Source organism: Herpetosiphon geysericola (assembly GCF_001306135.1).
Lineage (GTDB): Bacteria > Chloroflexota > Chloroflexia > Chloroflexales > Herpetosiphonaceae > Herpetosiphon > Herpetosiphon geysericola.
On sequence record NZ_LGKP01000004.1, the window covers coordinates 71,766 to 97,663 of the forward strand.

The 25,898-nt window shown below is 52.0% G+C and carries 19 protein-coding genes; 7 read left to right on the forward strand and 12 right to left on the reverse strand.

What is annotated here, in order from left to right; all coding sequences use genetic code 11:
- Positions 1–52: 52 nt before the first annotated feature.
- The gene (locus SE18_RS01265; protein ID WP_083469646.1) at positions 53–550 is read left to right on the forward strand and encodes a DinB family protein; all 498 of its coding nucleotides are present in this window, start codon (positions 53–55) and stop codon (positions 548–550) included.
- 47 nt (positions 551–597) lie between these two features.
- On the opposite strand, the gene SE18_RS01270 is transcribed toward SE18_RS01265, so the two are convergent.
- The 7 genes from SE18_RS01270 to SE18_RS01300 all read right to left on the reverse strand — a co-directional run bounded on the left by SE18_RS01270 (position 598) and on the right by SE18_RS01300 (position 7,581).
- Positions 598–1,791, reverse strand: a complete 1,194-nt coding sequence (locus SE18_RS01270; RefSeq protein WP_054532604.1) for an MFS transporter — start codon at positions 1,789–1,791, stop codon at positions 598–600.
- Between the two features lie 13 nt (positions 1,792–1,804).
- Positions 1,805–2,035, reverse strand: coding sequence for a DUF6755 family protein (locus tag SE18_RS01275; RefSeq protein WP_054532605.1), 231 nt, complete (start codon positions 2,033–2,035; stop codon positions 1,805–1,807).
- Positions 2,032–2,586 (reverse strand): QcrA and Rieske domain-containing protein, encoded by a 555-nt coding sequence (locus tag SE18_RS01280; protein ID WP_236706785.1) that lies wholly within the window; start codon positions 2,584–2,586, stop codon positions 2,032–2,034. The genes SE18_RS01275 and SE18_RS01280 overlap by 4 nt, the downstream gene beginning before the upstream one ends.
- A gap of 41 nt (positions 2,587–2,627) precedes the next feature.
- Entirely contained in the window at positions 2,628–3,248 is a 621-nt protein-coding gene (locus SE18_RS01285; RefSeq protein ID WP_054532606.1) for a 4Fe-4S dicluster domain-containing protein, read from the reverse strand.
- Between the two features lie 9 nt (positions 3,249–3,257).
- A complete protein-coding gene (locus tag SE18_RS01290) occupies positions 3,258–5,504 on the reverse strand; it encodes a molybdopterin oxidoreductase family protein (protein WP_054532607.1) in 2,247 nt (748 codons plus the stop codon).
- 20 nt (positions 5,505–5,524) lie between these two features.
- Positions 5,525–6,679 (reverse strand): hypothetical protein, encoded by a 1,155-nt coding sequence (locus SE18_RS01295; protein ID WP_054532608.1) that lies wholly within the window; start codon positions 6,677–6,679, stop codon positions 5,525–5,527.
- Between the two features lie 125 nt (positions 6,680–6,804).
- On the reverse strand, positions 6,805–7,581 hold the full coding sequence (locus SE18_RS01300) for a DUF2249 domain-containing protein (RefSeq protein ID WP_054532609.1): 777 nt from the start codon (positions 7,579–7,581) through the stop codon (positions 6,805–6,807).
- Between the two features lie 163 nt (positions 7,582–7,744).
- On the opposite strand from SE18_RS01300, the gene SE18_RS01305 reads away from it, so the two are divergent.
- Positions 7,745–9,028, forward strand: a complete 1,284-nt coding sequence (locus SE18_RS01305; RefSeq protein ID WP_054532610.1) for a hypothetical protein — start codon at positions 7,745–7,747, stop codon at positions 9,026–9,028.
- Positions 9,029–9,232: 204 nt separating this feature from the next.
- Here the strand turns inward: SE18_RS01305 and SE18_RS01310 are convergent, their stop codons facing one another.
- Positions 9,233–9,808, reverse strand: a complete 576-nt coding sequence (locus SE18_RS01310) for a helix-turn-helix domain-containing protein (RefSeq protein ID WP_054532611.1) — start codon at positions 9,806–9,808, stop codon at positions 9,233–9,235.
- A gap of 88 nt (positions 9,809–9,896) precedes the next feature.
- Complete coding sequence (locus SE18_RS27080) at positions 9,897–10,184, reverse strand: hypothetical protein (protein WP_152976519.1); 288 nt, start codon at positions 10,182–10,184, stop codon at positions 9,897–9,899.
- Between the two features lie 486 nt (positions 10,185–10,670).
- Here SE18_RS27080 and SE18_RS01320 point away from each other — a divergent pair, with 486 nt between their 5' ends.
- The 3 genes from SE18_RS01320 (at position 10,671) to SE18_RS01330 (ending at position 12,460) form a co-directional block, all read left to right on the forward strand.
- Entirely contained in the window at positions 10,671–10,958 is a 288-nt protein-coding gene (locus tag SE18_RS01320) for a PadR family transcriptional regulator (protein WP_369128089.1), read from the forward strand.
- A gap of 1 nt (position 10,959) precedes the next feature.
- A complete protein-coding gene (locus SE18_RS01325; protein ID WP_054532614.1) occupies positions 10,960–11,967 on the forward strand; it encodes an HAAS signaling domain-containing protein in 1,008 nt (335 codons plus the stop codon).
- Positions 11,968–12,028: 61 nt separating this feature from the next.
- Entirely contained in the window at positions 12,029–12,460 is a 432-nt protein-coding gene (locus tag SE18_RS01330; protein ID WP_054532615.1) for an NUDIX hydrolase, read from the forward strand.
- Between the two features lie 54 nt (positions 12,461–12,514).
- On the opposite strand, the gene SE18_RS01335 is transcribed toward SE18_RS01330, so the two are convergent.
- The 3 genes from SE18_RS01335 to SE18_RS01345 form a co-directional block, all read right to left on the reverse strand.
- Positions 12,515–12,832 carry a metal-sulfur cluster assembly factor gene (locus tag SE18_RS01335; protein WP_012190070.1) on the reverse strand — a complete coding sequence of 106 codons (318 nt, stop codon included), beginning with the start codon at positions 12,830–12,832 and terminating at the stop codon, positions 12,515–12,517.
- A gap of 38 nt (positions 12,833–12,870) precedes the next feature.
- A complete protein-coding gene (locus tag SE18_RS01340; RefSeq protein ID WP_054532616.1) occupies positions 12,871–13,314 on the reverse strand; it encodes an iron-sulfur cluster assembly scaffold protein in 444 nt (147 codons plus the stop codon).
- Positions 13,315–13,444: 130 nt separating this feature from the next.
- A complete protein-coding gene (locus SE18_RS01345) occupies positions 13,445–15,088 on the reverse strand; it encodes an alpha/beta fold hydrolase (protein ID WP_054532617.1) in 1,644 nt (547 codons plus the stop codon).
- A 183-nt stretch (positions 15,089–15,271) separates the two neighbouring features.
- On the opposite strand from SE18_RS01345, the gene SE18_RS01350 reads away from it, so the two are divergent.
- Positions 15,272–17,668 (forward strand): tetratricopeptide repeat protein, encoded by a 2,397-nt coding sequence (locus tag SE18_RS01350; protein ID WP_054532618.1) that lies wholly within the window; start codon positions 15,272–15,274, stop codon positions 17,666–17,668.
- Between the two features lie 436 nt (positions 17,669–18,104).
- A complete protein-coding gene (locus SE18_RS01355; RefSeq protein ID WP_054532619.1) occupies positions 18,105–25,895 on the forward strand; it encodes a DUF2298 domain-containing protein in 7,791 nt (2,596 codons plus the stop codon).
- Positions 25,896–25,898 lie beyond the last annotated feature (3 nt).

Genomic DNA, 25,898 nt, shown 5'->3' on the forward strand with positions numbered 1-25,898 from the left:
TGGCCTTGGGATTCAGCCTAGTTCAATGAAGTAGCTTGATTCAGGATCGGAGATGCAGATGAATGTTGCAGCGTTTCGCCATTTCTACGAATATCACTTTGCAGAAAACCGCCAGCTCTTGGAGAATTATGTCGCTCAATTATCTGATGAACAATTTGTGCAAGAAGTAGTGTATTCGCTTGGCTCAGTGCGCAACCAACTTGTGCATTTGATGAGTGTTGATCAAACTTGGTTTAGTGGCTTGCGTGGCATAGAATTTCCCGAACCGCTTGATCCCAACGCGTTCCCTAATCTGGCCACCTTGCGCAGCTATTGGGCTGGGGTTGAAGCTATGATGCGCGAGTATTTAGCGAATTTGCAGGATGCAGATTTGCAAACCAAACCGCTTGATGGCGAAGATGAAAATTTGATTGTCTGGCAAGTGTTGTTGCAAGTTGTCAACCACGGCACCGATCATCGCGCCCAAGTGCTGCGCATGTGCCACGATTTTGGAGTCAAAACCAGTTCACAAGATTATATTTTTTATGTCTATGCCAATCCTTCAGCCTAAAGAAATCGGCGAGCCACCTCAAAATAGGTAGCTCGCCAAACTACCTTTTAGGCGAGTTGCGCGGTTGGGCGGCGCGGGCGATTGTTGAAGTAGAGCACCAGCCAGCAAACCAGCGTAAAGACCGCCAAGGCCACAAAACCATAACTAAACGAGCCAGTTTGTTGGCGAATATAGCCCAACAGCAATGGCGGAAAAAAGCCACCCAAGCCGCCAGCAGCACCCACTAAGCCAGTCACAATTCCAACTGATTGCGGGAAATACTCAGGCACTAATTTGAAAACTGCCCCATTGCCCAAGCCAATTGCCGCAGCCATGCCCAATGCGCCAATTGTAAAAGGCACAACATTGTTGAAGGCCATCAAGCCAGCCATACAGGTGGTGATCGGAAATACCCATTTCAAAATGGTATTACCGCCAACTTTATCGGCCAAAATCCCGCCAACTGGGCGTAACGCCGTCGCCACTAGCACAAAGCCAGCGGTACGCAAACCTGCATCGGTTTTGCTCAGGCCAAATAAATCGGTCAACAAAGTTGGCAAATAGACCGCCATGGCCACAAAACCACCAAATGTTAGAAAATAGTACAAACTCAGAATCCAGCTTTTGGGGCTGCTCATTGGCTGCAAAATTTGGCTTAGGCTTTTGACTTGGCCTTGGCGCGGCGCATTGCGGGCAAAGAACATAAAGCACATCAGCCAAACCACAGTCAAGGCCGAAAAAACCCAAAAGCCCCATTGATAGCCCAAGTTGGCCGCCAATACTGGCGCACCAAACGCCGCCAACGATTGGCCTGCATTGCCAGCACCATACACCCCCAAGGCAAAACCTTGGCGTTGCGGCGGATACCAACCACTAACAAAGCCAACCCCAACCGAAAAACTCGCCAGCGCTAAGCCACAACCAAAGGCCGCAATCAGCAATTGATTGTAACTTTGCACCCAGCCCATGCCAAGCGATGGGATAATCGCGCCAGCCATCACAGCACTAAACACGATCCGGCCACCATAGCGATCAGTCAACATCCCCAGCGGAATCCGCCCTAAACTACCAAGCAGCACGGGTAAGGCCAGCGCAATGCTGACCTGAACAGGCGTGAGATTCAAATCAGTTTTAATTGTTGGCATCATGGCCGAAACCGAGCCAAATATTGCAAAACAGACGGCAAATGCGCCGGTTGCGAGAATCAGTTGGCCAAGATTGCCACGGGGTTGGCCCTCGTTGGCCGTTGCTTGAGCATTCATTGCAAGGCTCCTATCAGTTGGGCTTTCGATCAAGCTTGTAGAGAAATCTCAGCAAGCCAAGGTTGAGCAGCAAACAGATGCAGCTAAAAATCAGGGCTGGCAGGGGCACACCACTATCACCACCAAGATACGAGTTCATGGTGGCGGTCAAGAGCCAAAGCTGCACAATATCGATGATCAACACAATGCTCAAAATGCCATGGACGATGGTCATTTTTTGCTGGCGAGGAAAACGTTGTTTCATATGCTGCGTAGCTCCACGGCTGTTGCAAAAATCTCATCACCACGCACTTCGAGCTGAATCCTTGGCAATGGGCGTTGCGGCGGTCCGGCGAGTGGGCGACCTTCAGCCAAGCTAAACGAGCCATTATGGCATGGGCAGCCAATCTGGTTTTCGGCAACGTTGGGAATCACGGCGCACGAAAGATGGGTACATTTTTGGCTATAGGCCAGCAAGGTATCAGCATCGGGGCGCACCAAAATGCATGGCTCATGCTCGTTGGGATAGTGGAACACCAAGGTGCCGCCAACCGGAATCTCGGTAAGGCTGGCAATTTTTTGGGCTGGTGGTGGCGCTGCTTGGTTGCGCTGCCAATTTTTAAACAAAATCCAAAATTGGCCTGCACTAAATGCCGAGCTAATCAGCACCAAAAATTTGGCAAATTCCCGCCGCGAAACATAATTATCTTGGGCAACATCAATCGGAAAGTCTTGCCGCCATTGCGGCTGTTCGCTCAATGGCAAGCCATCGGGTGCAAGCGAAAGTTCATCGTGGTCGCGAGGCATAATCAGCATGTCCTTTCAATTTCAGGTTTTAACAAACAGCGTTTGGTGGCTTATTCGTCGTGCATCATCAAGAAAATATCGTGGCCGCTGGTGTGATCATGCATAGCCGAAAGCACGTCAATGTGTTCTGGGTGGGCTGTTCGCGGCACCATCATGTGGACTTTGGTGCTAATTGTTTGCTGACCAAATTGAAATTGATTGACTGGCATTGAGCGAGGACGTTGGGCTTCGATTTGCTCGCGTGTGCCATAGTATAAAGCACCGCTTGGGCAGACCGAGGCGCACATCGGTGCTTTTCCTATCGAAGTTCGGTCATAACACATATCACATTTCATCATCAGTTCAGCGCCACTATTCATCTTGGGCACGCCAAACGGGCAGGCCAGCACACAGTTGTTGCAGGCAATACAGCGTGGTTTTCGCGCAGTTTGCACCACGCCATCGGGCGTTTTCTTAATTGCATCAGCAGGGCAAACCTCGGCACACGTTGGCGAATCGCAGTGCATACACACCACAGGCGCAGTTTGGGTCGAATAATGCCGATTCACAAATTCAAGGTGAATCATGGCCTGACCTTTGTGCGTGTCGCACTCGCTACAGGCTTGGACACACGATTGGCAGCCGATGCAACGGCTAGGATCGATAAAAAATTCATACTGGGCTTCAGGCATGGCAGGCTCCTATTGCTGAGGCTCAAGTTGGCTAGCATAGGCCGGTGCTTGGGTCGCTTTGATCAAGCGCACCGCACAAACCTTGTACTCAGGAATTTTCGAAATTGGGTCTTGAGCGGCGATCGTTAGGCGATTGATGCTCTTTTGTCCAGCCCAGTGATAGGGCACAAAAATCGTATCTGGGCGAATCGTGCGCACAACTTGCGCCCGCAAAGTGATTTCACCGCGCCGCGTTTGGGCCGTCACCCAATCGCCTTCTTTGATGTTGAGCCGCAGCGCCAGTTGCGGATGCAGCTCAATTCGTGGCTCGGCATATTGATCAACCAACGGGCCAATGCGGCGGGTTTGGGTTCCCGAAAGGAAGTGGCTAATCACGCGGCCAGTCGTCAGCATCAAGGGATATTCTGGATCAACATCTTCGGCGGGCGGCGTGTAGGGCGCAACATTGAAGCGCGCTTTGCCATCAGGGAAGTAGAACGGGCCAGCGCCTTTGGCAACTGGATTCCAAGAATTTGGCTCGAACAGACGCGGCGTTCCCGGATGATCATCGCTAGGGCACGGCCAGAACACTCCATTTTGGGCTTCAATTTTTTCGTACGTAATGCCTGAATAATCGGCAACTCCACCTTTCGAAGCGCGGCGTAATTCCTCAAAAATCGCTCGTGGCCCATCGAAGGTAAAGCCTTTGCTACGGCCCAAAGCTTGGGCAATATCCTGAATGATGCGCCAATCTTGGCGAGCCTCGCCTGGGCATTCAATTGCTTGATTAATTTTAATCACCCGACCTTCTGCTTGGGTCACCGTCCCTTCATCTTCCTCTTGTAGCGAGCCAGGCAACACAATATCAGCATGACGCGCGCTATCGTTCAAGAAGAAATCGATTGAGGTGTAGAATTCCAGTTTATCGAGCATCGCGCTGACGTAATCGCTATCGGGCAGCGAAACCTTGGGATTGAAGCACAAGCTCAGCAAGCCTTTGATCTCGCCAGTTTCGATTTTGCGAAAAATTTCGTAGGCATCAACCCCAGGCTGCGGCATTTCCTCGACAGGCATATCCCAAATGTTGGCAATATGTTGGCGATGTTCAGGGTTGGCCAAATCGCGCCAGCCTGGCAATTGGTCGCATTTTTGGCCATGTTCGCGGCCACCTTGGCCATTAGCTTGGCCAGTAATCGTGGCATAACCACAATTTGGCCGCCCGATACGGCCCGAGGCCAGCACAAGGCTAATCGCGCCCAGCACGTTTTGCACGCCATGGGTGTGGTGCTCAATGCCACGGGCGTGAGTCATAAACGAGGTTTTGGCCGTGCCCCACCATTCTGCTGCTTGTTGAATGCCCTTTTCAGCAATCCCTGTCACCTCGGCAGTGCGCTTGGGAGTCCAATCGGCAACGTGTTCGGCTACTGCTTCAAAGCCAACCGTGTGATTGTTAATAAATTCATGATCAAGCCAATCGTGTTTGATCATGAGGTGCAAAATGCCGTTGAAGAGCGCAATATCGCGGCCTGGTTTAATTGGCAAATACAAGTCGCAAGTACGGGCAATCGGTGTGATGCGCGGATCGACGACAATAATTTTGGCTCCGTTTTCGCGTGCCCGCCAAACATAGCTGGTGGTGATTGGCGCACATTCGGCCACATTCGCGCCGCTAATCCAAACCACATCGGTGTGCAGCATATCGTCCCATGCGTTGGCGGCGCGGTCGATGCCGAATGATTTTTTGTTGGCAGCGCCAGCACTGACCATGCACAAGCGCCCGTTATAATCGATATAGGGCGTTTTGAGGCACATGCGGGCAAATTTGCCCATCAAATAGGTTTTTTCGGTGGTCAAACTTGCGCCAGAGAGAATCCCGAAGGCGCTGTTGCCATATTGAGCTTGAATGCGGCTAATTTCATCAGCCACGCGCTGAATTGCAGCATCGTAGCCGATTGGCCGAAAACCGCCGCTACTGGCTGGATCACGCTCCAAGGCGGTCAACAAGCGGTCGGGATGCGCTCCTTGCAAATAGCGTTTTACACCTTTGGGGCAGAGCATCCCTTGATTAAACGGGAAGTCATACCACGGCTCAAAGCCAATCACAGTATTATCTTTGACTTTCAGTTGAATGCCACATTGCTGGCCACAAAAGCAACAGTGGGTTTTGACCAAGCGATCTGGCTCAACGCCAGCCTCAAGCCGTTGGCCTTGGGCGTGGGCCACATGCGGGCCATACGCTGCAATCATCTCTAGTTCAGAACGGGGAAGCTGTGCCATATCGAAAACTCCTCACAAACCTAAAAATGCAGATTGGCCTGATCTTCATGGCCAAGCGGGCCTTCGCTAATGACGGGGTTACCAAAGCGCGGGGCGGCTGGTTGCTCGTGCATGCTCGAAAACATTTGATCGCCAAAATTGCCTTGCCACTGTTTGGTTTGGGCCAAAACGAACATCGCGCGGCGGCATGGCGGGCAAATCCATTGATAATGTTCGACTTCGCCCGCAACTTCGTAGCGAAAACCAAGTTGCTTTTGCACGCTAATCAAATCTTCGACGTGCATGCGCGAGGAATAAGCTTCGCCACAACGGCGGCAATGGGCTTGCTCGCTGGTTGCGCCTGCATCTTTATAGAAGGTTGCGCCAAGCTGAGCGGGGCGCTGGAAGATGTGAAAAAACTTGCCAAACGGCATATACAGCAAGGTGAAAATCACCGTAATTGCGTGCAGAATCGCAATAAAATCGAAGGCATAGCCACGCATCCAGGTGTAGCTGGCGGTCAGCATCACGCCAGTCACGCTAATCGCAAACAGCAGAATCAATGGCAAAATATCTTCAACAAATTGCTGGACTGAGGCCGCGCCATGGTCGCGCATGCGCCGCCACATCGCCAACATCACGCCGAAAATCACCGCGAACGACGACCAAACCAAGCCATGAAACATCAAAAAGGCAAAAATCGAATCGACGGGAAAGTCGAAGAGCGCAAAGCCAAACAGATAGGCTCGATACGAATCTAATGAGCCGGGCACGCTGGCAAAGTGCAGCCAGCCAAAAACTAAGGGAAACGTGATTGCGACAGCGACAATGCAGCCCCACATAATGAACCAGTGGGCCAGCCAGCGCAGCTTGCCACGCTTCCAAATAAAGCGATTAGCGGCAAAATCGCTACTGGTACGGGTAAATAAATTGCGAATGTTGGTCAATAAGCGCTGGGGTTTGAAAAACATTTGCCAGCCGCGTTTCCAATACATGGCGGTTGGCGGGCGTTGCAGCCACATCGTGTAGCGGTAGGTAATGCCAAAGGTGGCAAAAAGCGTGGCAAAGGTATACGCGACAAGGGCTGCATCAAAATGCGCCAGATCGCGTGAACCAACCGCAATCATAATCGCAAGACTGATCGTTGTCATGCAGCCCCAAAGCAGTGCTTTGCGAACGGGGTGGCGTTTGACCATCGGGTGCTCCTTGAACCAAAACGACACTGTTGTTTTAAGTTGGCACATTTGGGGATTCACTAGCAGGGTACTTGCTAGCTCTCCACAACAATGTAATCAGCTAAATACCTGTGGTTAGAAACTCCTTACAATGCAGTAATTAATGTCAGATAGGCTTGCTTGATGTGGCCTAACGACTCAAACGAATAGCCTTCGTCGCTGAGGGTTTCGTGCAAAATCACCGGAATTCGGTCGGTCACACCAATTAAATAGCTCGTTGGCGGCAACCGTTTGAGCGTGGTTATGGTGCGGACCATCGGTTCTGGCGGCTTAAGTCCACGATTATCCAAAACAACACATGGCTTAGCCGGATTGAGTTGGTTGGATTGTTGGGCTTCGTTGTTGGCAACGCGCCCAATAAAAACCAACCAATCATCGCTGGTATGTTGATAGGCCCAAGCTTGGTAGCCACGCCGCGCAAGCCATTGATACAGCGGCACTGGCTCGAAACCACTGCGCAACAGCAAGAGCTGATCGGCGGCAAGGGCAAGGGTTGCTGGAGTAATGAGCGCCAGTGGATTTTGGGCATTTGCTTGGGCTTCACGCACATCAAGCAGCGCTGTAATGTGGTGCAAGTGCAGCCAAGCTGGAGGAGTGGTTGGATCGGGCTGCTCAGCAAAATCTTCGGCAAGTGGCGTACCCGCAACAGGATCAGGTTGGGCTTGATTGAGCGCTTGCAGCAAGCGCGCAGGCTCAATCTTGGCAATTTGGGCTGCCTGTTCAACCGTAACCATGCGCGCAAACACCCGCCGCAACAGCGGATTGCGTAGCCGTTGAAAGGCTGTATGTTGGGCCACAAACACCTCAAGCAAATTGGGATAGCGCTTGAGAATATCGGCAACCGTCATTGTAGCAGTAATCATGAAAACCTCGTTGGGCTGAATGCCTTGTTTGGCGATTCTAGCTTCAGCAACGTGCTTCGGGCAGCGACTTTTCTCACATGACGGTGGTGTGAGAAAAGTCACGCCCTTAATTAACTCAATTTGCTAGGCTCATGCAGAGGTTAATTGTTGAAACGAGGATGCTATGCATGTCCCCAGCCAAAACTATAATCATGCTCGCAACGTGTTGATTTTGCTGCTGATAGCTCAAGGCTTTCTGTTGGCTTGGGCTGGACTACAAGCCAGCATTGCCCCGCAGCTGATTGGCTTTCCCTACAGCCCCAACATCTTAAGTTTGACCCACCTAATTACGCTTGGATGGGCGAGCTTAATCTGTTTGGCGGCCTTGTATCAACTCTTGCCAGTGCTGTTGCAACAACCCTTGCTGTGGCGCAGCATGGTCGATTGGAGCTTTGGCGGGTTTGTGCTTGGCAGCGGCATCTTCAGTTGGGCGTTTAGTCAAACGGCAACTCATTGGCTGATAAGCGGGGCTGGCTTGATGAGTATTGGCTTGGTGGGCATTTTGGCAAGCTATGGTCGCACGTTATGGCAAGCACGCCAGTGGGATGTAACGACGATTGGGATTAGTTTAGCATTAACTGCCTTGACAATTCAACTCCTGATTGGAATTATGCTTGTGATCAATCGTTCGGTCTTGCTTTGGCCAAGTTTGGTTGCTTATGGCCCACTCGGCCATGCCACGCTGGGAGTGCTCGGTTGGTTTAGCACGCTAACCTTGGCCTTGAGCTATCGATTATTGGCAATGTTCAGTTTGGCCCATGGCTACGTTTGCCGCTGGCGCTGGATTGCAGTTGTGGGCATGAACGTCGCAGCCTATGCAACTAGCGTAGCCTTATGGCTCCAAGCATCAAACATTATTATATTAAGTTGCGCCAGTTTAATGTTGCTCAGTCTTGGAGCATGGCTGGCTGATGTGCGTTCGATTTTGCGCCATCGGATTCGCCGCCAAATCGAAGGCCCGATTAAACTGTTTATTGCTGCTGGCGTATGGCTGCTCTTCTGTAGCGGCTGGGCTTTTAGCGCAGCGTTGGGTTGGCTCCCCGGCAGCGGAGTAAAGCAATTCCAAGTTTTGTTTTTGGCTGGCATGCAAGGCTGGATTGGGCTAGCAATCATGACGATGTTGCACAAAATTATTCCATTTTTAATTTGGATTGATCGCGCCAATCGCCCAACCCAGCATGTGCCAACCACTGCCCGCGAATTGTTCATGCCCCACCTAACCACTACCTCAATCGCAAGTTATGGCTTGGGCAGCGGCTTGGTGATTATCGCTGTGATGATTAATAGCGTTTGGGGCTTGCGCTTGGGCAGTGGCTTGATTGCCGCTAGCGGCCTAGCACTGTTGCTCAATTGCTGGCATGGGCTGCGTACAGAACATAGAGCAAAGAACATAGAACATAGAGCATAGCGAAAGGATGAGGGATGAAGGATGAGGCAGAAGGCTATAGGCTATTGACCATTGGCGTTGGCAAAGAATAATTTGGGCCAATCTGTGACACTCTATGGCTAAAAACCGTGCTTCGTGCTCTTCGTGTCCTTCGTGGATCAAAAAATTAACCCTCGTGATCTGCGCATTTTTTGCGCTTTCAACGCGAGGGTTGGGAGTCAAACATTAAACATCATCCTCAGCATGAACGATATTGCAGAGTGGCAGCACCTCGCTACGCTTGACCCGTCGCCGATGACGGGGATTGGGCGCAAGCTCAGCGCTAGCGGTATATTCGTGGAGTTTGCCGCTATGAATCAGCCGAATAACCCGTTGAGTCGCCACATTGCTGCCAACCAGCGCTGCATCGGGGTAGAGCAGCTGCGCCGCCTCGGTGATCGTAATTAAATCGTCTGCATCAAGCCATGCCAGCACCGCCCCACAAACCGCGCCAATCCCAGGCTGAGTCCAAAATTCTGCGGGGATAACTGGTTCTGCGCTCAACGGCGCTTGCCACAACAACCGACAAACATCATCGAGCACGCCTTTAATTTCAAAATAACGAGCCACGCCCGCAGTTTCGCGCTCAATTTCGCCATTAGCAACCTGCACCAAAAGCGTCAGTTCTTGCTCCAACAAACTTGGAGCCATTGTTGAATTGGCTGAAGCGCCACCCCACCACAAATGCTCGGCCAACCGTTGTTGCGCTTGCATCACCGTCGCCAAGGTTGTTTGAATAATCAGCGTAGCATCAAATTGCATATCCCATCCTTACGAAATTATTTTTCAATATACGTATATTACATCAATATACGTATATTATCAAGTAATAGTAGGATGTGGATTGTGGCTAGGGTTCTGCATAATAATCCTCGCTATACGGATCATCATACAAATAGCCCAATTCAACCACCTCATGGCGTTTGCGGCGGCGCGGTGGGCGCGGCGTAGCCAGCGGATCAACGGCTGGTTGGGCCGATCTTTTGGGCTTGGTTTGGACTTGCTGACGCACTTCGTCGCTAATATCGTGATAAAAGCTAAGATTATCGATTTCCCACGGCTCATCAGGGAAAAGGATTTGCCAAACGCGCAGCAAAAAAGCATGAACATCACTCGGTTGGTCAAACTGGATTTGCATTGAATCCCATGCACGATAAAATTCATGCCTCATCTGTTCATCATAGATATTCAAGCAATAGCGCAGGGATTCTTTCATCCAATACTGAGAACGAATATAACTTGGATGGCGCGCTGGTTCAAAATATGGTTTCGCATAGGTTTCGATAAATCGCACCTGATTTGCCACGTCGTCCATGGGGAGCCATTCTGACAAATGCTCAATACTACTGTTCCAAGTACTAAACCATAAGTTCTCATAGACGAGTCGGCGATCAACCTTAATTGGCTTAAACCCCATAGCCCAAACTCCCACTAGATAACCATCCTTGCTCTATTCTACCCACGTTTTACTGCAATAGTTCATAATTTCAAAAATACCAAAAATTTCCGTATATTTAACTCTTGACAATACTGTGTAATACACAGTATTATAAAAGACATGATAGTACAAGCAACAGAACAAGAGGGATACGAAAAGTTATCCCAAGAATTACGCCGGGGAGTGGTGATTTTGGCGGCGCTAAGCCAGCTGCAAACGCCCCAATATGGCTACTCGCTGATTGATCGCTTGGCTGAACGAGGCTTTAACATCGACCAAGGCACGCTGTATCCGCTTTTGCGCCGCTTAGAAAGCCAAGGCTTTTTGGATAGCATGTGGAATGTCGAAGGCTCTCGTCCACGCCGTTACTATGTGATTAACGAGGCAGGTCGCACAATTCTGGCCCAACTTAGTCACGATTGGCAAAGCTTGGCCGAAGTTATGCAGCGCCTCTTGAATGATGAAGGAGTTTAAGGTGGATTTGATTGAACGCTACCTTGGTGCAGTCAGCAATTATTTGCCAGCGAAACAGCGCAACGATATTTTGGCTGAATTACGCTCGTCGATTTACGATAGCCTTGAGCGCAACGATCAAGCGCTCGATGATCAAGCAGCAGTGGTCGCCGCCTTGCAAGCGCTGGGCGAGCCAGCCAAGGTTGCTGCCGCCTATGGCAATAATCGCCAATATTTAATTAGCCCAGCGCTGTTTCCGCAGTTTCGTTCGGTTGTATTGCTGGTGTTTAGCATTATGATTGCGACCCAGCTTGGCTTGGCGTTGCTTGGCTCGCTCGGCAATCAACGGCTCAATATCATTAATACAATCTGGGGCGTAATTGGCAATCTGCCTGCAACCTTTGGGCTGATCGTAGCAATTTTTTGGGGCTTACAACAGCTCGAAGTTGACACCGAATTTGAACCGAAAAAGCCTTTTGATCCGCGCAAATTGCCAGCGATCACCCCAGCCAGCGAAAAAGTTGGCCGTGGCTCGCAATTATTTGGGATTGCAGCGCAGGTTATTTTGCTCGGCTGGCTGATGCAATTTCAGGCTGAAGGTGGCTTTCGCTGGTTCAGCGGCCAAGGCTTGTTTGAAAATCCAGTCATTAGCCAATACTTTGCCTTAGTTGTGGTTGCCAGTATTGTCAATATTGTGGTCGATTTGGTTGTATTGTGGCGCGGTGTTTGGCAAACAAGCACCAGAATTGCTTCGCTAGCAGCCAGTGGCTTGAGCTTGATCGTGCTGTTCTTGCTGATTCAAGGCCATTCCGCCTGGCTGGCAAATGCTGGTTATCCGCGCTCGTTGCTCAAACTAAGCAGGCTTGGCGATATGATTCGCGAGAGTAATATGGCAATTGGCATGAGTGCGTTCTACTATGGCCTGACATTCACGGCATTCTTTGTGATTGTCGATGCAGGCTATACCGCCTACAAGCTGTATCAAGAACGTCGCCGGATGCAGAACTATGAGCTGGTAGCAAACACCTAGCATTGCAGCAATAAGCTATGGCATAATCAAGCGTGATTAACTTTGTGATTGAGGAACATTGATGTCGCGGATTTATCCTAGCCAACCGTTAATTGGGGTTTCGGTCATGGTTTGGCACGCGCAACGGGTACTTTTGATCAAGCGATCCAAGGAGCCGCTAGCTGGCCAGTGGAGCGTGCCAGGTGGCGCGATTGAGCTTGGCGAGCCTATCGAGGCGGCTGCGCGGCGCGAAATTCGCGAAGAATGCAATGTTGAAATTAGCGCACCACGCTTTATCACTGCCGTCGATGTCATTCATCGCGACCAAAGCGAGCGTATTCAATATCATTATGTCTTGTTGGAAATGCAAGCAGAGTGGCTGAGTGGCGAGCCGCAGGCTGGCGACGATGCGCTGGCGATTGGCTGGTTTGGGGTTGACGATTTAGCTGGTTTGGAGATTCACCCTGAAACCCGCTTATTGGTCGAAACAGTTGCCGCCCAACGCCTTGGTTAAACGCAAAACCCCGTCATGCCTAGCCAGCACAACGGGGTTTTGGCTGAGTTCAATTTAGAAATAGCCTAGTTCATCTTTGGCATCTTGGCTCATCATTTCTGGGTTCCAGAAGGGCGTCCAAACCAAGTTGATATTAACATCGTTCAAGCTTGGGTGAATCACTTCGAGCGCCTTGACCTCTTTATGGGCTTGGTCGATAATTTGCGGGCCAGCTGGGCAAGCAGGCGTGGTCAGGGTCATATCAACGACCACTTGGCGACCTTCATCGCGAATATCGACGTTATAAATCAGACCCAAATCAACGATATTCACCCCAATTTCAGGGTCAACCACGTTTTTGAGCGCTGAACGAACCATATCATCACTAAGCATTGAAATTCCTTCCTATAGCTCACACCACGCAGGTGTGCTTAATTTGAGAATGTTTCAGGTGGGGTTTGGGCCGACTCCGCGCCAAGCTCCGCCCGAATTTGATCGTTGCGATATTTCTTGATCGCGGCTTTGAGCGTGCCGAGGGCCAAGGTTGCACAGCGTGGGCGCGATTGCACCACCTCGCGGCCTAGCTCATCGATCATCCAATTAAAATCAAGGCCTTCGACTGCTGTCAGGCTTTGGCCTTGCATTTGTTCAAGCAAAATCGAGGCAGCTGCTTGGCTGATAGTGCAGCCCTCGCCGACGAATGCCACATCTTGAATTGCATCGTTGGCTGAATCGACCTTGAGATAGATTGTCACGACATCGCCGCAACCAGGATTACCACCAGGCATGGTCACATCCGGATCGGCCAGTTCGCCACGATGGCGGGGTTGTTCGTAGTGTTCAATTAAAAACTCGAAAGCTTCTTGGCGATCCACATTCGCCTCCATAACTGGTGCTAATATCTATTTGTATTGTACACGATTATGCCTAAAAATTGGCTAGCTAAACGGCCAAACACCACCCCCAAAGGATGGTGTTTGGCCAAAGCGTTAGTTTATTCGCGGTTTAGCGGCCAGCAGGCAAGCTATCGGCGGCATTCTTGGCAGCGCTATCAACAACCCCAATATTTAATGGAATTGAGCGCTCGAAGCTGCTGCCATCGGCGGTTGTACCCGTAACCGTTACTGCCAGTTGATACAAACCAAAGGCTTGTGGGCTACTGAGATTGAGAGTTGCGCGATCAACGCCTTTAGCAGCCAAGCTGCGGTTGGTTGGCATTGCGCTGTGCAATTCAGTGTCCTGTGGTGTACCAGTCAATTGAGCTTTGATGCTCAAGGCTTGGGCATTGGCAGCATTGACCTTGAAGCCCAAGTTTTGGTTGGGTTGGGCCAACAAATTGGCAGCGTCAAGCTGCACCTTCAGGCTGCTTTCAAGCGTGGCATTGAACAAATAGGCGGTATCTGCTTTGCCACCACTCACAACCACTGACCAAGTACCGCTTGCAGGTGCAGCTACTTCGGCGCTGTAGTGATATGCGCCACGGAAGAATTCGCCATCAAGCGCTGGTTTGTTGGCAGCATAGCGCTGGCCTTGGCTATCAACAAAGCTCACATCCAGATCTGCACTGTTGCTGACAAAATCAAAGCTGGCAGTTTTGACCCCAGTTTCGAGCTTGAAGCGAATACCGCTGCGGCTGGCGCTTTCGAGCATTCCCCCGCGCAAAATGCTATTGGCTTCGATGCTCGTTGCTTGCTCAGCAACCGGACTGGCGCTTGCAGATTCGACAGCTTTGCTGCGGAAGGTGCTGCGCACGCTTGGCTCGATTGAACTCCAAACCACGCTGCCCAAGCGAATATTATCGTGATCGTAGTTGCGGGTGAAGAGGCGAGTCGTTTGACGGGGGTGAATTGAGCTGCTAACCTGCACAACTCCATCGTTATCGCCGGAGATGTAGGCGCCACCAAACCACATTGCCGAGAAGAATGGGCCATGGTTGGTACCGCCAGCCGTGTGGAAGCGCACATTATTGTAGTTGGCGCTGCCATCGGTTTGGGCTCGGAAGTTGTTCATGTACGAGGTTTGCATTGAATAGGTGCCATCATCGCGCTGACCAAGCAACGAAGCCAGCCAACCAGCCCACCAGCTGTTGGCCAAATCGGCCAGTTGCGAGCCACGATGTGGCGAGCTAAGGGTGACGATATTTTGCACTTTGCTGCTTGCGCCATAGTGAATAACTGCGCTATTGGTATCGACACCACCTTTGCTATGGGCGATAATGTTAACCGAACTAACCCCATAATGGCTTAAAATAACGTCTAATTGGCGATTGAGGGTTGCGCCGTTCGTCCAAATTGTTGATGAAGGGCCATCAACTTCGTCGTCAATACTGACAAAGGCTGTACGATAGCCAGCGGCATAGGCTTTATCATACATATCGTTCGTGCCGTGATACATGGTTTCGCCCCACCAGTTAGGAGCCTTGCCGTGCAGACCATGAACAAAGACCAAAACTGGCTTGCTACTGCTGTTGGCGGGCACAGCGCCAACCCAAACCCGACCCTTGCCAGCCCCATTGACCTCGGCAATAATCCGTGGCGCTGGTGCGGCCAGTAACTGATTGGTTTGAGCTTGAACTGCTTGCGGGGGAAGGCTAAATGTGGCCAACATGAGCGCGATCAGGGCCAAAATAATAACAATCCGACGTTTCACGAACGACTCCTTTGCATTGCTCATCGTCACTGACGAACGATCATCGAGAGAAGCGACTGACGGATATTTGTGAGAATCAACTAGCGGATAGGTTGGAGAAATTGGTGGATAGCAGCATCATAATGCAGAATGTCAAAATAGTCAAAATTTTATTAATAGCACATGGTTGAGGAGAATTTGGCAATGACCCAGCATCTTTGGCAGGTTGAATGGCTTCAGCAACTGCTCCAACAACCGCATACGGCACTCAATCAGACAGCAATTCAACAACTTGTAAGCGCCAAGGGCGGCCTGAATTCCTTTCTCCAAGCGCTTTGTCAGCAAGCTTTACAGCCCGATCAACAGCGCTTGCTGCACTTAATTGTGGCCGAACCACAACGCAGTATTGCTTATTACGCCGATAGTTTGGGCATTCACAGCACAACCTATCATCGACACTTTAAAAAGTTATGTCAACAATTAACTACTCGTTTGAATGATGGCATTGCTGAGAGCCAACCAAATGCTAGCTTCAGCCTGCCAATTCCGCCAACCAGCTGTTTGGGGCGCAATAACGAGCAGCAAACCGTGAATCAACTCTTGACAAAAGGCCAGCGCTTAATCAGCATTCTGGGCTTTGGTGGGGTTGGCAAAACCCGCTTGGCCCTTGCCATTGCCGAAGCACAGCAGGCCAACTATCGCGATGGCGTGTGTTTCTGTGGGCTAGCCAGCATCAGCCAACCGCACTTGGTTTTAGCCACAATTGCCGAGGCCTTGGGGGTGGCGATTGGCCCACAGCAAACTGCCGAAAAAGCCCTGCAACAGTTTTTGGCCCACCGTCACTTATTGCTAATTTTGGATAATGTTGAGCATGTAGTTGAAGGCGTGACCGCAATTGGCCAGCTATTACGCGAAGCACCACAATTGCAAATTGTCGCCACCAGCCGCGTGCCGCTCAATTTGTATGGCGAATATATGCTGCAACTTCAGCCTTTGGCAGTGCCAAGCAAACCGATTGCGAGCGAAGATTTGGCTGAAACGCCAGCGATTGCCTTATTTCTTGAACGTGCCCAAAGCCATGCAGCAGCATTGCAACCAGATGCAGCAACGCTTGAAGCGATTCGCCAAATTTGCAGCCAACTTGAAGGTTTACCCTTGGCGCTCGAATTAGCTGCCGCCCACACGCGCGTGCTGTCGCCGCAACGCTTAGCCCAACAATTAACCAACCATGTGCTTGGGCTAAAAACCAGCATTCGCGATTTGCCCGAACGCCAGCGCAGCCTGCGCAATCTGATTAGCTGGAGCCTCGATCTACTAGAGCCAAGCCAACAACAAGCGCTCTATGCCTTGGCAATTTGGCCTGCTGGCTGGACAATCAGCAGTGCCAGCTTTGCGCTTAATCTGGAAGAAACAGACCCTGCGCTATATGAAATTTTGGGCAATTTGGTCGATCATCATTTGATTATGCAAGTGCCACAAACTGAGCGCTGGGTGTTGCACCCATTTGTGCGCGACTATGTGCTCGAACAATTAGCAAGCGCCCAACAGCAACAGTTAGCGCAACAGCATTTAGCTTGGGCCAGCCAACTCAGCGAGGCGTTTAATCAACATTTTGCCAGCGATCAACAACATTGGCTCGATCTCTTTGAGGCTGAGCACGATAATTTGCGCGCGGCACTTGCCTGGGCCAGCAGCAATCATTATCCCATTGCGGCCCTGAATATTGCGGTCAATAGCTGGCGCTTTTGGTGGGCACGCAACTATTTCCACGAAGGCCAACAATGGCTTGATCAAGCCCTGGCCCAGGCTACCAGCCAAGCGCAACCGCTTGAGCCAACCCTCCATTCGCGAGCACTGAACGCATGTGGTGCTATGGCCTGGAGTCGGGGCGATATTGCTGCGGCCCAAGCCAGCTTTAGCCAGAGCCTTGCGCTCTACGATGCCAACAATAACCCAATTGGCGCAGCCATGGCGCGCAATAATTTGGCGCTGGTGGCGATTAAACAACAAGCCTATAGCCAAGCAGAAGCCTTGTTTGAATTGAATGCCGCCGTCTTTGGCCCCAATCCTGATCAAGCTGCCAACTATGCGGCAACCTTGAGCAACTTATCGATGCTAGCACGCTATCGCGGCGATTTGCAACGCGCCTATGATCTGGCCCAGCAAACCCTCAGCTTACGCCAACAGCTCAATAACCAGTGGGCTAGCGCAACCTCGCTCACCAATCTTGGCGCCATTAGCTTGCAACGCGGCGAGTATCAGCAAGCCCAAGCCTACTATCAACAGAGCTTGCAGGCCTTACAACAACTTGGCGAGCGCGAAAGTATTGCCGAATGTTTGGAGGGCATGGCAATTTTGGCAATTCAGGCGGGCAACTATCAGCTAGGAGCCCAACGCTTAATAATGGTCGAACAACTACGCGAATCGATTGGCGCGCCACGCTCCGAGCCAGAACAAGCCTTATTAGCTCCATGGCTTGCTCAGCTTGAGCAACAATTGGATGCACCAGTCTATCAACAAATCAAACAGCAAACCAGCCTTGAGATGCTCAAACCCATAATTGAACAAGCGCTGGGCGAGGGATCAGGGGCCAGGGATTAGGAGCAAAGGCAGAAGGCAAAATAGATGTCAGGGATGGGAGGCTATGGGCTATGGGCTATTCGGGGAGCAGCAACAGAATCCCAATCATCTGTGCCAATCTGTGGCAAAAATAAGCAGTATTCGTGGAATTCGTGGCGAAACAATGTTCTTCGCGGTTTCCATCATTCGTGGCCCTTCATGCCCTTCGTGGATCAATGCTTTAACGCAGCGGCGCAGAGAACAGATGGCTATAGACTTTTGGCTATGGGTCTAGACGAGCACCCGATCCCTAGTCCCCGACCTCTGATCCCTTGCCCTTTGACTTTTGCCTTTTGATTTGTTCTCTGTTCTTAACTTCATCCCTCATAATTCATCCTTCATCCTTATCTTTATTTCGTTCCCATGCAAGCCAATTTTGCGCTATAATTCGCCCGTTGTTGAGTTCAGGGTGATAACTATGCCACGTTTCGCTGCGCTGCGTGCCTTGGGGCGACGCTTCCCCGATTTGATCAGCTTGCTTTTATTGTTGGTAATCCTTTGGATGGCTTGGGGAGTACGATCGATCAATCGTGCTGATTGGGATGGCTACGCGCCGCTCATCCACCCAGACGAGTATTACCTCAAGGATGCGATTACGCCCAACCTGCGAGTACCCGATTCGTTTTTGAGCTATCTCAGAACCGAATGTGAGATAGTGCAGAACGATCAAGGCGTGGCGCAGCTGAAGAATGCGCGCAATCCGGAAGAGCCTGATGTGAGCAAACAACGGCCTAGCGCAACCAGCGGCTGTAACTCACTCAACCCACGCACGATTGATCAAGGCTATGTCTATGGCTCGTTGCCAGTTGCCAGCGTGCGCTACTTAACCGAAAAATTCTACCCTGAAATTGAACCAGATCAACTATCGAGCCGCCAAATTGCCGTGGTTGGTCGCACTGTCTCAACAATTGCCGATTTGATCTCAATTGTCATTTTGTTTTTGCTTGGCCGCACGCTCAACAGCCGCCGGATTGGCTTGTTAGCTGGCTTTTGTTTTGCCTGGTCGCCAGCGCTCATTCAACATGCTCACTTTTTTGTCGTCGATGGTCAGGCAGCGATGTATGGACTGTTGACGTTGTATGCTAGCACGCGCTTGGCCCAATCGCGCCGCTGGTGGAGCGCCGTGCTTAACACCATGTTTGCTGGCGCAGCCCTCGCCTTGGCAATTTCCTGCAAAATTACCCTCGCGCCGCTTGGCGGGATTGTTGCAATTGCAGCGATGGTGGCCTATTGGCACAACCCTGCCTATTTGCATGGTGATCGTTCTCCTTGGGCCATGTTTGTACGCTTGCTGATTAGCAGTTTGTATGGGGTTGGCTTTGGGCTGTTGGCCTTCTTGGTTATGCTCTTTACCCTGCGCTTTAGCATGCCCGATGCTTTCAATGGTTTTTGGCCTGATAGCCGTTTCCTTGAGGCAATTGGCCGTGCTAGTGCAACTTCATCTGGTGATGTTGACGCACCTTCATCGCATCAATGGGCTGGTCGCAGCAACTATACCTACGAATTGACCAACATGATTCGTTGGGGCATGGGTGTGCCTTTGGGCGTGGCTGCTTGGCTTGGCTGGCTGGCATTTGGGGTTGCGCTGTGGCGCGCAAAATCACGCCAGCGTTTGCTTGGCCTCGTGCCAATGTGGCTTTGGACAGGGATTTATTTCTTTTGGCAGGGCGGCTTGATGATCAAGCCGATGCGCTATTTACTGCCGATCTATGGCCCGTTAATTTTATTTGCTGCTTGGGGCTTGATTAGCTTTGTTGATTGGGCGCGGCGCGAAGGCACACCGTTGCTATTTCGCAAAGTGCCGTTGCATGGGTTGGCAGTGGGCCTAACCAGCATGGTCGCACTGGTGACGTTGCTCTGGGGCTGGGGTTTTAGCCGGATCTATGAGCGACCACATACCCGGATTCAAGCTTCTGCTTGGGCGCATGCTAACCTGCCGCCGGGCAGCACCCACACCTCCGATTCGTGGGATATTGGCATTCCAGGCATGGAAAATTGGATCTGGACTGATGTGCAGTTGCCAATTGTCAATGAAAATGATGCTGGCTCGATTGAGCAAATTCTGCAAGTTGCCAACCAAGCCAACTATTTGGCCTTCACCTCGAATCGCGCCTACGATTCGCTTGATCAATTGCCGATGCGCTTTCCGGCGACGCTCAATTTCTTCAAGGGCATTTTCGATGGCTCGCTGGGCTACGAAAAAGTTGCCGATTTTAGCTCGTATCCATCGTTTTTGGGCATCAGCATTCCCGATGATCACGCTACCGAAGATTGGAGCGTCTACGATCATCCTCGGGTAACGATTTGGAAGCGCACTGAGCGCTGGAATCTTGATGCGGCGCGCCAGCAAATTTTGCGCGATGTGAATGTTGATGAAATTTATAAGCTGCGGCCTAAAGTTGCCACGCCAATGCCAACTATGTTGCAACAAACCGTGGCCGAATGGCGTGCCCAACTGACTTCTGGTACCTGGGCTTGGGTTTTCGATGGCATTGCCAATGTTGCGCCATTGATTTTCTGGGTTTTGGCGCTTGAAGTGCTGGGCTTGGCAGCGTTCGGCTTGCTCTGGCGCTTAAAATTGCCCTTGCCTGATCGTGGCTTGGGCATGGCGCGGCTGGTTGGCTTATTTGCTCTGACCTTGATTGCATGGCTGCCAGCAGCATGGCATTGGTGGTCGTTCAATCGCTTCTGGATTGCTGGGGTCTATCTGGTTTTGGTCGGCTTGGGCGGGGTTAGTTTGCTGCGTTCGCGCCACGAATTACGCTTGTGGTGGCAGACACGGCGGGCGGCAATTCTCACGTCGCAGGCGATTTACCTGGTTGGCTTTTTGATTTTGCTGACGATTCGCTACCTAAACTCCGATTTATGGCACCCAGCCATGGGTGGCGAAAAGCCCATGAATTTGGCCTACCTCACCGCGACGCTCAAATCGGTGCAGTTCCCGCCCTATGACCCATGGTTTGCTGGCGGCTATATGAACTATTACTATTGGGGCTATGTGCTGATGGGCACGCCAATGAAGCTGTTGGCGATTCGCCCAGAGGTTGGCTTCAATCTGGCCTTGATTTCGCTATTTGCCATGACCGCGCAACTAAGTGGCAGTTTTGGCTACAATCTGCTCTCGACGCTTGGGCGAGCCGCCAAAAAGATCGAGCGCCGCGCCTGCGTGACGGCGGTTGGGGCGGCGGTAGCCTTGATGCTGTTGGGCAATTTGGTCCAGCCAATCTTCTATTTCAATAGTGCGCGAATTTTGGGCAACAGCGAGTTAAGTTGGTCGAATCCTGAGCAATCGAGCCAAGGTATTTGGCTAGAAGGTGGCTCGCCGTTGGCTGATGCGGCGGCTGGCTTTGCCAAACGGCTCGACGGCGAATCGTTCAATTTGCGCCCAGAATGGCCGTATTGGAATGCAACGCGGGTGATTCCGCCCAGCACAATTAGCGAATTTCCCTTCTTTTCGTTTTTATATGGCGATTTGCATGCTCACATCATTGGGCTTTCGCTACTCGTCTTGCTCTTGCTCTGCTTGGTTGGCTTGTACAAAGCGCCCAAGATTTCGGCCAAAGCTTTGGCTGGTTGGAGCGTGGCGCTGGGTATTTTGGTTGGCGCACTCAAGGCCACCAATGTGTGGGATTATCCGCTGAGCCTGGCTTTGGCGGCGGTTGCGCTGTTGGTGGTTGGGGTCCAACAAAGCCGCAACGTCGCTTGGCCCAAGCGCTGGCTGTGGATTGTGCTGCCACCGCTGGCTGTATTTGTGGTGATGACCGTGGTTTGGTCGCCGTTCAACCGTTATTTGGCGACTGGCGACTACGGCAAGCCCCAATTGCTAACCAACGATCAGCGCATGACGATTCGCGAGTTCACCGCGCTGTATGGCTTGTGGTTCTGGATTTTGATTCCATGGATGCTGCTGCTGGCGCGGCGGATTTGGGGCATGCGCAGCACCTTGATTGGGGTTAGCGCCAGCCTGATCTGGATGGCGTTGATGAGCCTGTTGCAAAATGTGGTAATGCCACTTGATATGAGCGTTGAGCCAAACAAAGCAGCGCTGTTGATTGATAATTTATTCAAGCAGGCAATTGCCCAACGTGCTGCCTCAATTGTGGTTCTATTGCCGCTGGCAGTTTGGGGAATTTCGCTGTTGTGGAGTGCTTTGGCTGGCCGCACCCGTCGGCGCGAAGTTGTGCCCTTGGCCTTGACGACTGCTGGCATTTTGCTCGTGCTCTTGACCGAAACGATTGTCTTGCCCGGGGCTGGGCGCATGAACGTCGTTTTTAAGCTGGGCTATGAGGCTTGGGCCTTGTTGGCCTTGGCAGCGGCCAGCGTTGTGCCATTGACCTTGAGCGCCTTCCGCAGCGGGTTGCGTTCTGGTTTGGCGGCTCCGTTGCGCATCTCGTGGGCAACCGTCACCGGTTTGTTGGTGCTTGGCGCATTGGTCTATCCAATTACCGCTACCCAAGCCAAAGTTGCCGACCGCTATGTGGCCGATGCGCCGCGTGGGCTTGATGGCATGGCTTGGATGGAAGGCGCGACGTGGGTTGAAAATCGCGAAATCGCAATTAAAGATGATGCAGCGGCGATTCGCTGGTTGCGTGCCAACGTCGAAGGCACGCCAACCGTGCTCGAAGCCAGCACCTCGGCCTATCGTTGGAACAGCCGGATTGCAACCTGGACTGGCCTACCAACCTTGATTGGTTGGGATGGTCACGAGAATCAACAACGTGCACCAGCAGAAGCAGCGGGCATTATTGCTAATCGCAAAAATATTATTCAGCAAATCTATACCGCCTTTGATCCAAACACCGCCCAAAATTACCTCGACCGCTATGGCGTGAGTGTGATTTACCTTGGCGGCTTGGAGCGCGCGGTCTACGGCGATTTGTTGCCAGTTTTTGATCAACTGAAGGCCTCAGGGCGCTGGCGCATTGGCTACGATAGCGGCTCAACCCAAATCTACCTGCGTACCGATGCCAACGTGCCTGAGCCAAGTGCCTTGCCGCCGACCGAATTGCCGGGCATACCGCCAGCCAATCCAGTTGCGGCGATTAGCATGGCTGAAAAGCCCTTGCCCCAAGCCACAGTCGATAACAAAGTCGAAACCCCGCGCGTCGATGGCTTCTCAGATTGGGCTTGGATCAACCAAAATCAGGGCGCTGCAATCGTCTTGTGGTTGCTATTCTTTGAATTAGTGGGCTTGCTAGCCTTCCCAATTGTGGCCCAAGCCTTGCGTTCGTCGTTGGCCGCAGCCTGGAGTGCCAGCAAAATTGCTGGGATCTTGCTGCTTGGCTGGCTGATTTGGCTGCCAACCAGCCTTGGCTTCTGGCAGTGGACGCGGCTCAGCGTAGTTGTCGGCTTCGCAATGTTGGCGGCCTTAGCGGTTGCAGCATGGTATTTTGGAGCGGACCAACGGATTCGCGCTGGCTGGCGGCAACAACGACGCAACATCATCATCAGCGAGCTGGTTTTTATCAGCTTGTTTGCGCTTTGGACCTTGGTTCGGGCGGCCAATCCTGATTTGTGGCATCCCTACTGGGGTGGCGAAAAGCCGTTTGAATTTGGCTTTTTGAATGCAGTGCTGCGCTCGCCCAACATGCCACCACTTGATCCGTTCTATTCGCAAGGCACGATCAACTACTACTATTATGGCCTGTATTTGATGGCCTTGCCGATGAAGTTGTTTGGCCTAAACTCGGCAATTGGCTTTAATTTGGCGGTTGCTACGGTTGGGGCGTTGATCGGCATTGGTGCTTGGGCCGTGGGCTTGGTGGTTACGCGGCGGCTCAAAGTTGCTGCCATGGCCTTAGTTGCAGTAGCCATCATCGGCAATTTAGCAGGCGTATTGCCAATTGGCACCTCGACCGGAATTGGCGGCGTGGTGCGGGCTTGGCAAGCTTGCGAGTTGGGTGGCGAAGGCCGCGAAGCTGCTTGTGCGCCGCTCGATAGTGAAACCAGCTTGGGTGCGATGCTCGGCGATGCGCTGGCCAATGGCACGGGCGAAAACTTTACCCGCCGTTTGGGTGGTGGCGTGCCATGGTTCTGGGGGCCAAGTCGGGTTACCGTCAGCGATAAGCTCAACACAATTAATGAATTCCCTGCTTGGAGCATCATTTTTGCCGATTTACACCCGCACCTCATTGCCTTGCCAATAACCTTGTTAGTGGTGGCCTTGGCATGGGAAGTGAGCCGACGACGACGTTTGCGGCGACAATTGCCAGCCTTTGGCTTAGCGGCCTTGGCAGTTGGCTCGTTGGCTGCGGCCAATGCTTGGGATGTGCCGACCTACGGCTTGGTGCTCATTGTTGGTTTGATGGCGCGCGGTTGGCAAGCGCCGCACCGCCGTTGGTGGGCGACGCTTGGCTATAGCTTGCTTGGCGTAGCAACTGTTGCGCTTGGTTTGCTGCTGTATGCGCCATTCTTGGGCAGCTATAAAGCCCCCGTTGGCGGCGTGTGGCCCATTCGGGTTGGCACGGCGCTTGTGCCGTGGCTGGCGATTTATGGCCTGTTTGTGCTGGTAATTACTGCTTGGCTGTTGTTGCCGCTGAAGCGCGCCGAACCTACGCCATTTTTGGATTGGGTGAAAGCGACGCGCGGGCGCTGGCTGATTGGCTATGGTTTGGCTGCGGCGGCCTTGGTTGTGTTGCTCTTAACGCGCAGTAATGCTGGCAAAAGTGCGCTGACTGAGCCTTCGGTTTTGCCAGGCTTGGCAGCAATCTATAAGCCAATTTTCAGCGCTGGGATTCCGGTGCGCTTGGTGATCGGCTTGCTATTGGCGGGCCTCATTCGGCGCTTTATCAATCGGGTAGCCTCGCCATCGGCGCGCTGGGCGATTGTACTGGGATTGGTTGGCGGCTTAGTGGCCTTGGGTGTCGAGATGCTGTTCATTCGTGATCACCTTGCCCCTGGTACGTGGGAAGGTGGCCCCGGCGATTCAGAGCGCATGAACACGGTCTTCAAATTTGGTTATCAAGTTTGGGTACTGTGGGCTTTGAGTGCGAGCCTGCTGCTGCCGCATATTGCTTCGGCCCTGCGCAGCTCGCGGGCAGCCAAATATAGTTGGCAAACGGTGGTGACCGTTGGGGTTGTGATTGGCCTGTTCTTCCCGATTTTTGGCACGCTCAGTCGGGTTGGCATGCGTTTCGATAAACCAGTGCCAGGCTTGACCCTTGATGGCTTGGCCTATATGCAAACCGCTGAATATAACGTCAACAATGGCGTGGTCAATCTGGCCGACGATCTGGCGGCCATTCGCTGGATTACCGATAACATTACTGGCACCGAAATTCTGCTGCAATCGGAGCAAGAATTCTATCGCGCTTTTGGAATTCGGATCACGGCCAATACTGGCTTGCCAACAATCATCAGCGCCTTGCATGCTGGCGAACAACGGCCCGGGCCATTGGTTGATCAACGCATTCGCGATGTGCTGGAGATTTATAGCAGCCTTGATGTATTGCGCACCCAGTGGTTGCTGAATAAATATGGCGTAGATTATGTGTATGTTGGCCAGATTGAGCGCTTGCGCGACCCAATGGGCGTTGATAAATTTGTGACTATGCCTGGTGTGCAGCAAGTTTATCAACAGAATAGCGTCACGATTTATAAGACAACCTCGCAATTGCGCGAACTAGCAATGCAATGGCGTGATGGCGTGCCTGCGACTCCCGCAGTCCCGAATAACCCCGTTGATCAAGCTGGCAACCAAGTCGAGGCGGCGGTTGCGCTCTACGAAAGCGACCCCAACAATGCTGGCTATGCCTTCGAGGCTGGTAAGCAATTGTGGCAATCGGGCCAGGCTGATCGCGCGGCGGCAATTTTGAGCCGCGCTGCCGACGTGCACCCCAATGATATTGGCTTGCACCATCTCTTGGGCGATGTGCTGCTCGCGCTGAAGCGCTACGATCAGGTGGTGTTGGCCTACGAACAAGCCTATAATGCAGGGCCAAGCCCGCAAAACCAAACCAAACTTGGCCAAGGCTATTTGGCTTGGGCCGAGGTTGATAGCACCAAACTTGATGCGGCAGCGGCTCAATTTAGCGCGGCGATTCTGGCTGATAGCCAATTTGCCGACCCGCACTATCATCTGGCCGAAGTGTATCGTTTGCAAAATAATTCTGCCGAGGCTCGCCGCGAATACGAAACCTATTTGAGTATCGCCCCGCCCGAGGGCTTGTGGGTAGGTTCGGCGCAGGAGCGCTTGAAGAACCTGCCATAGTGA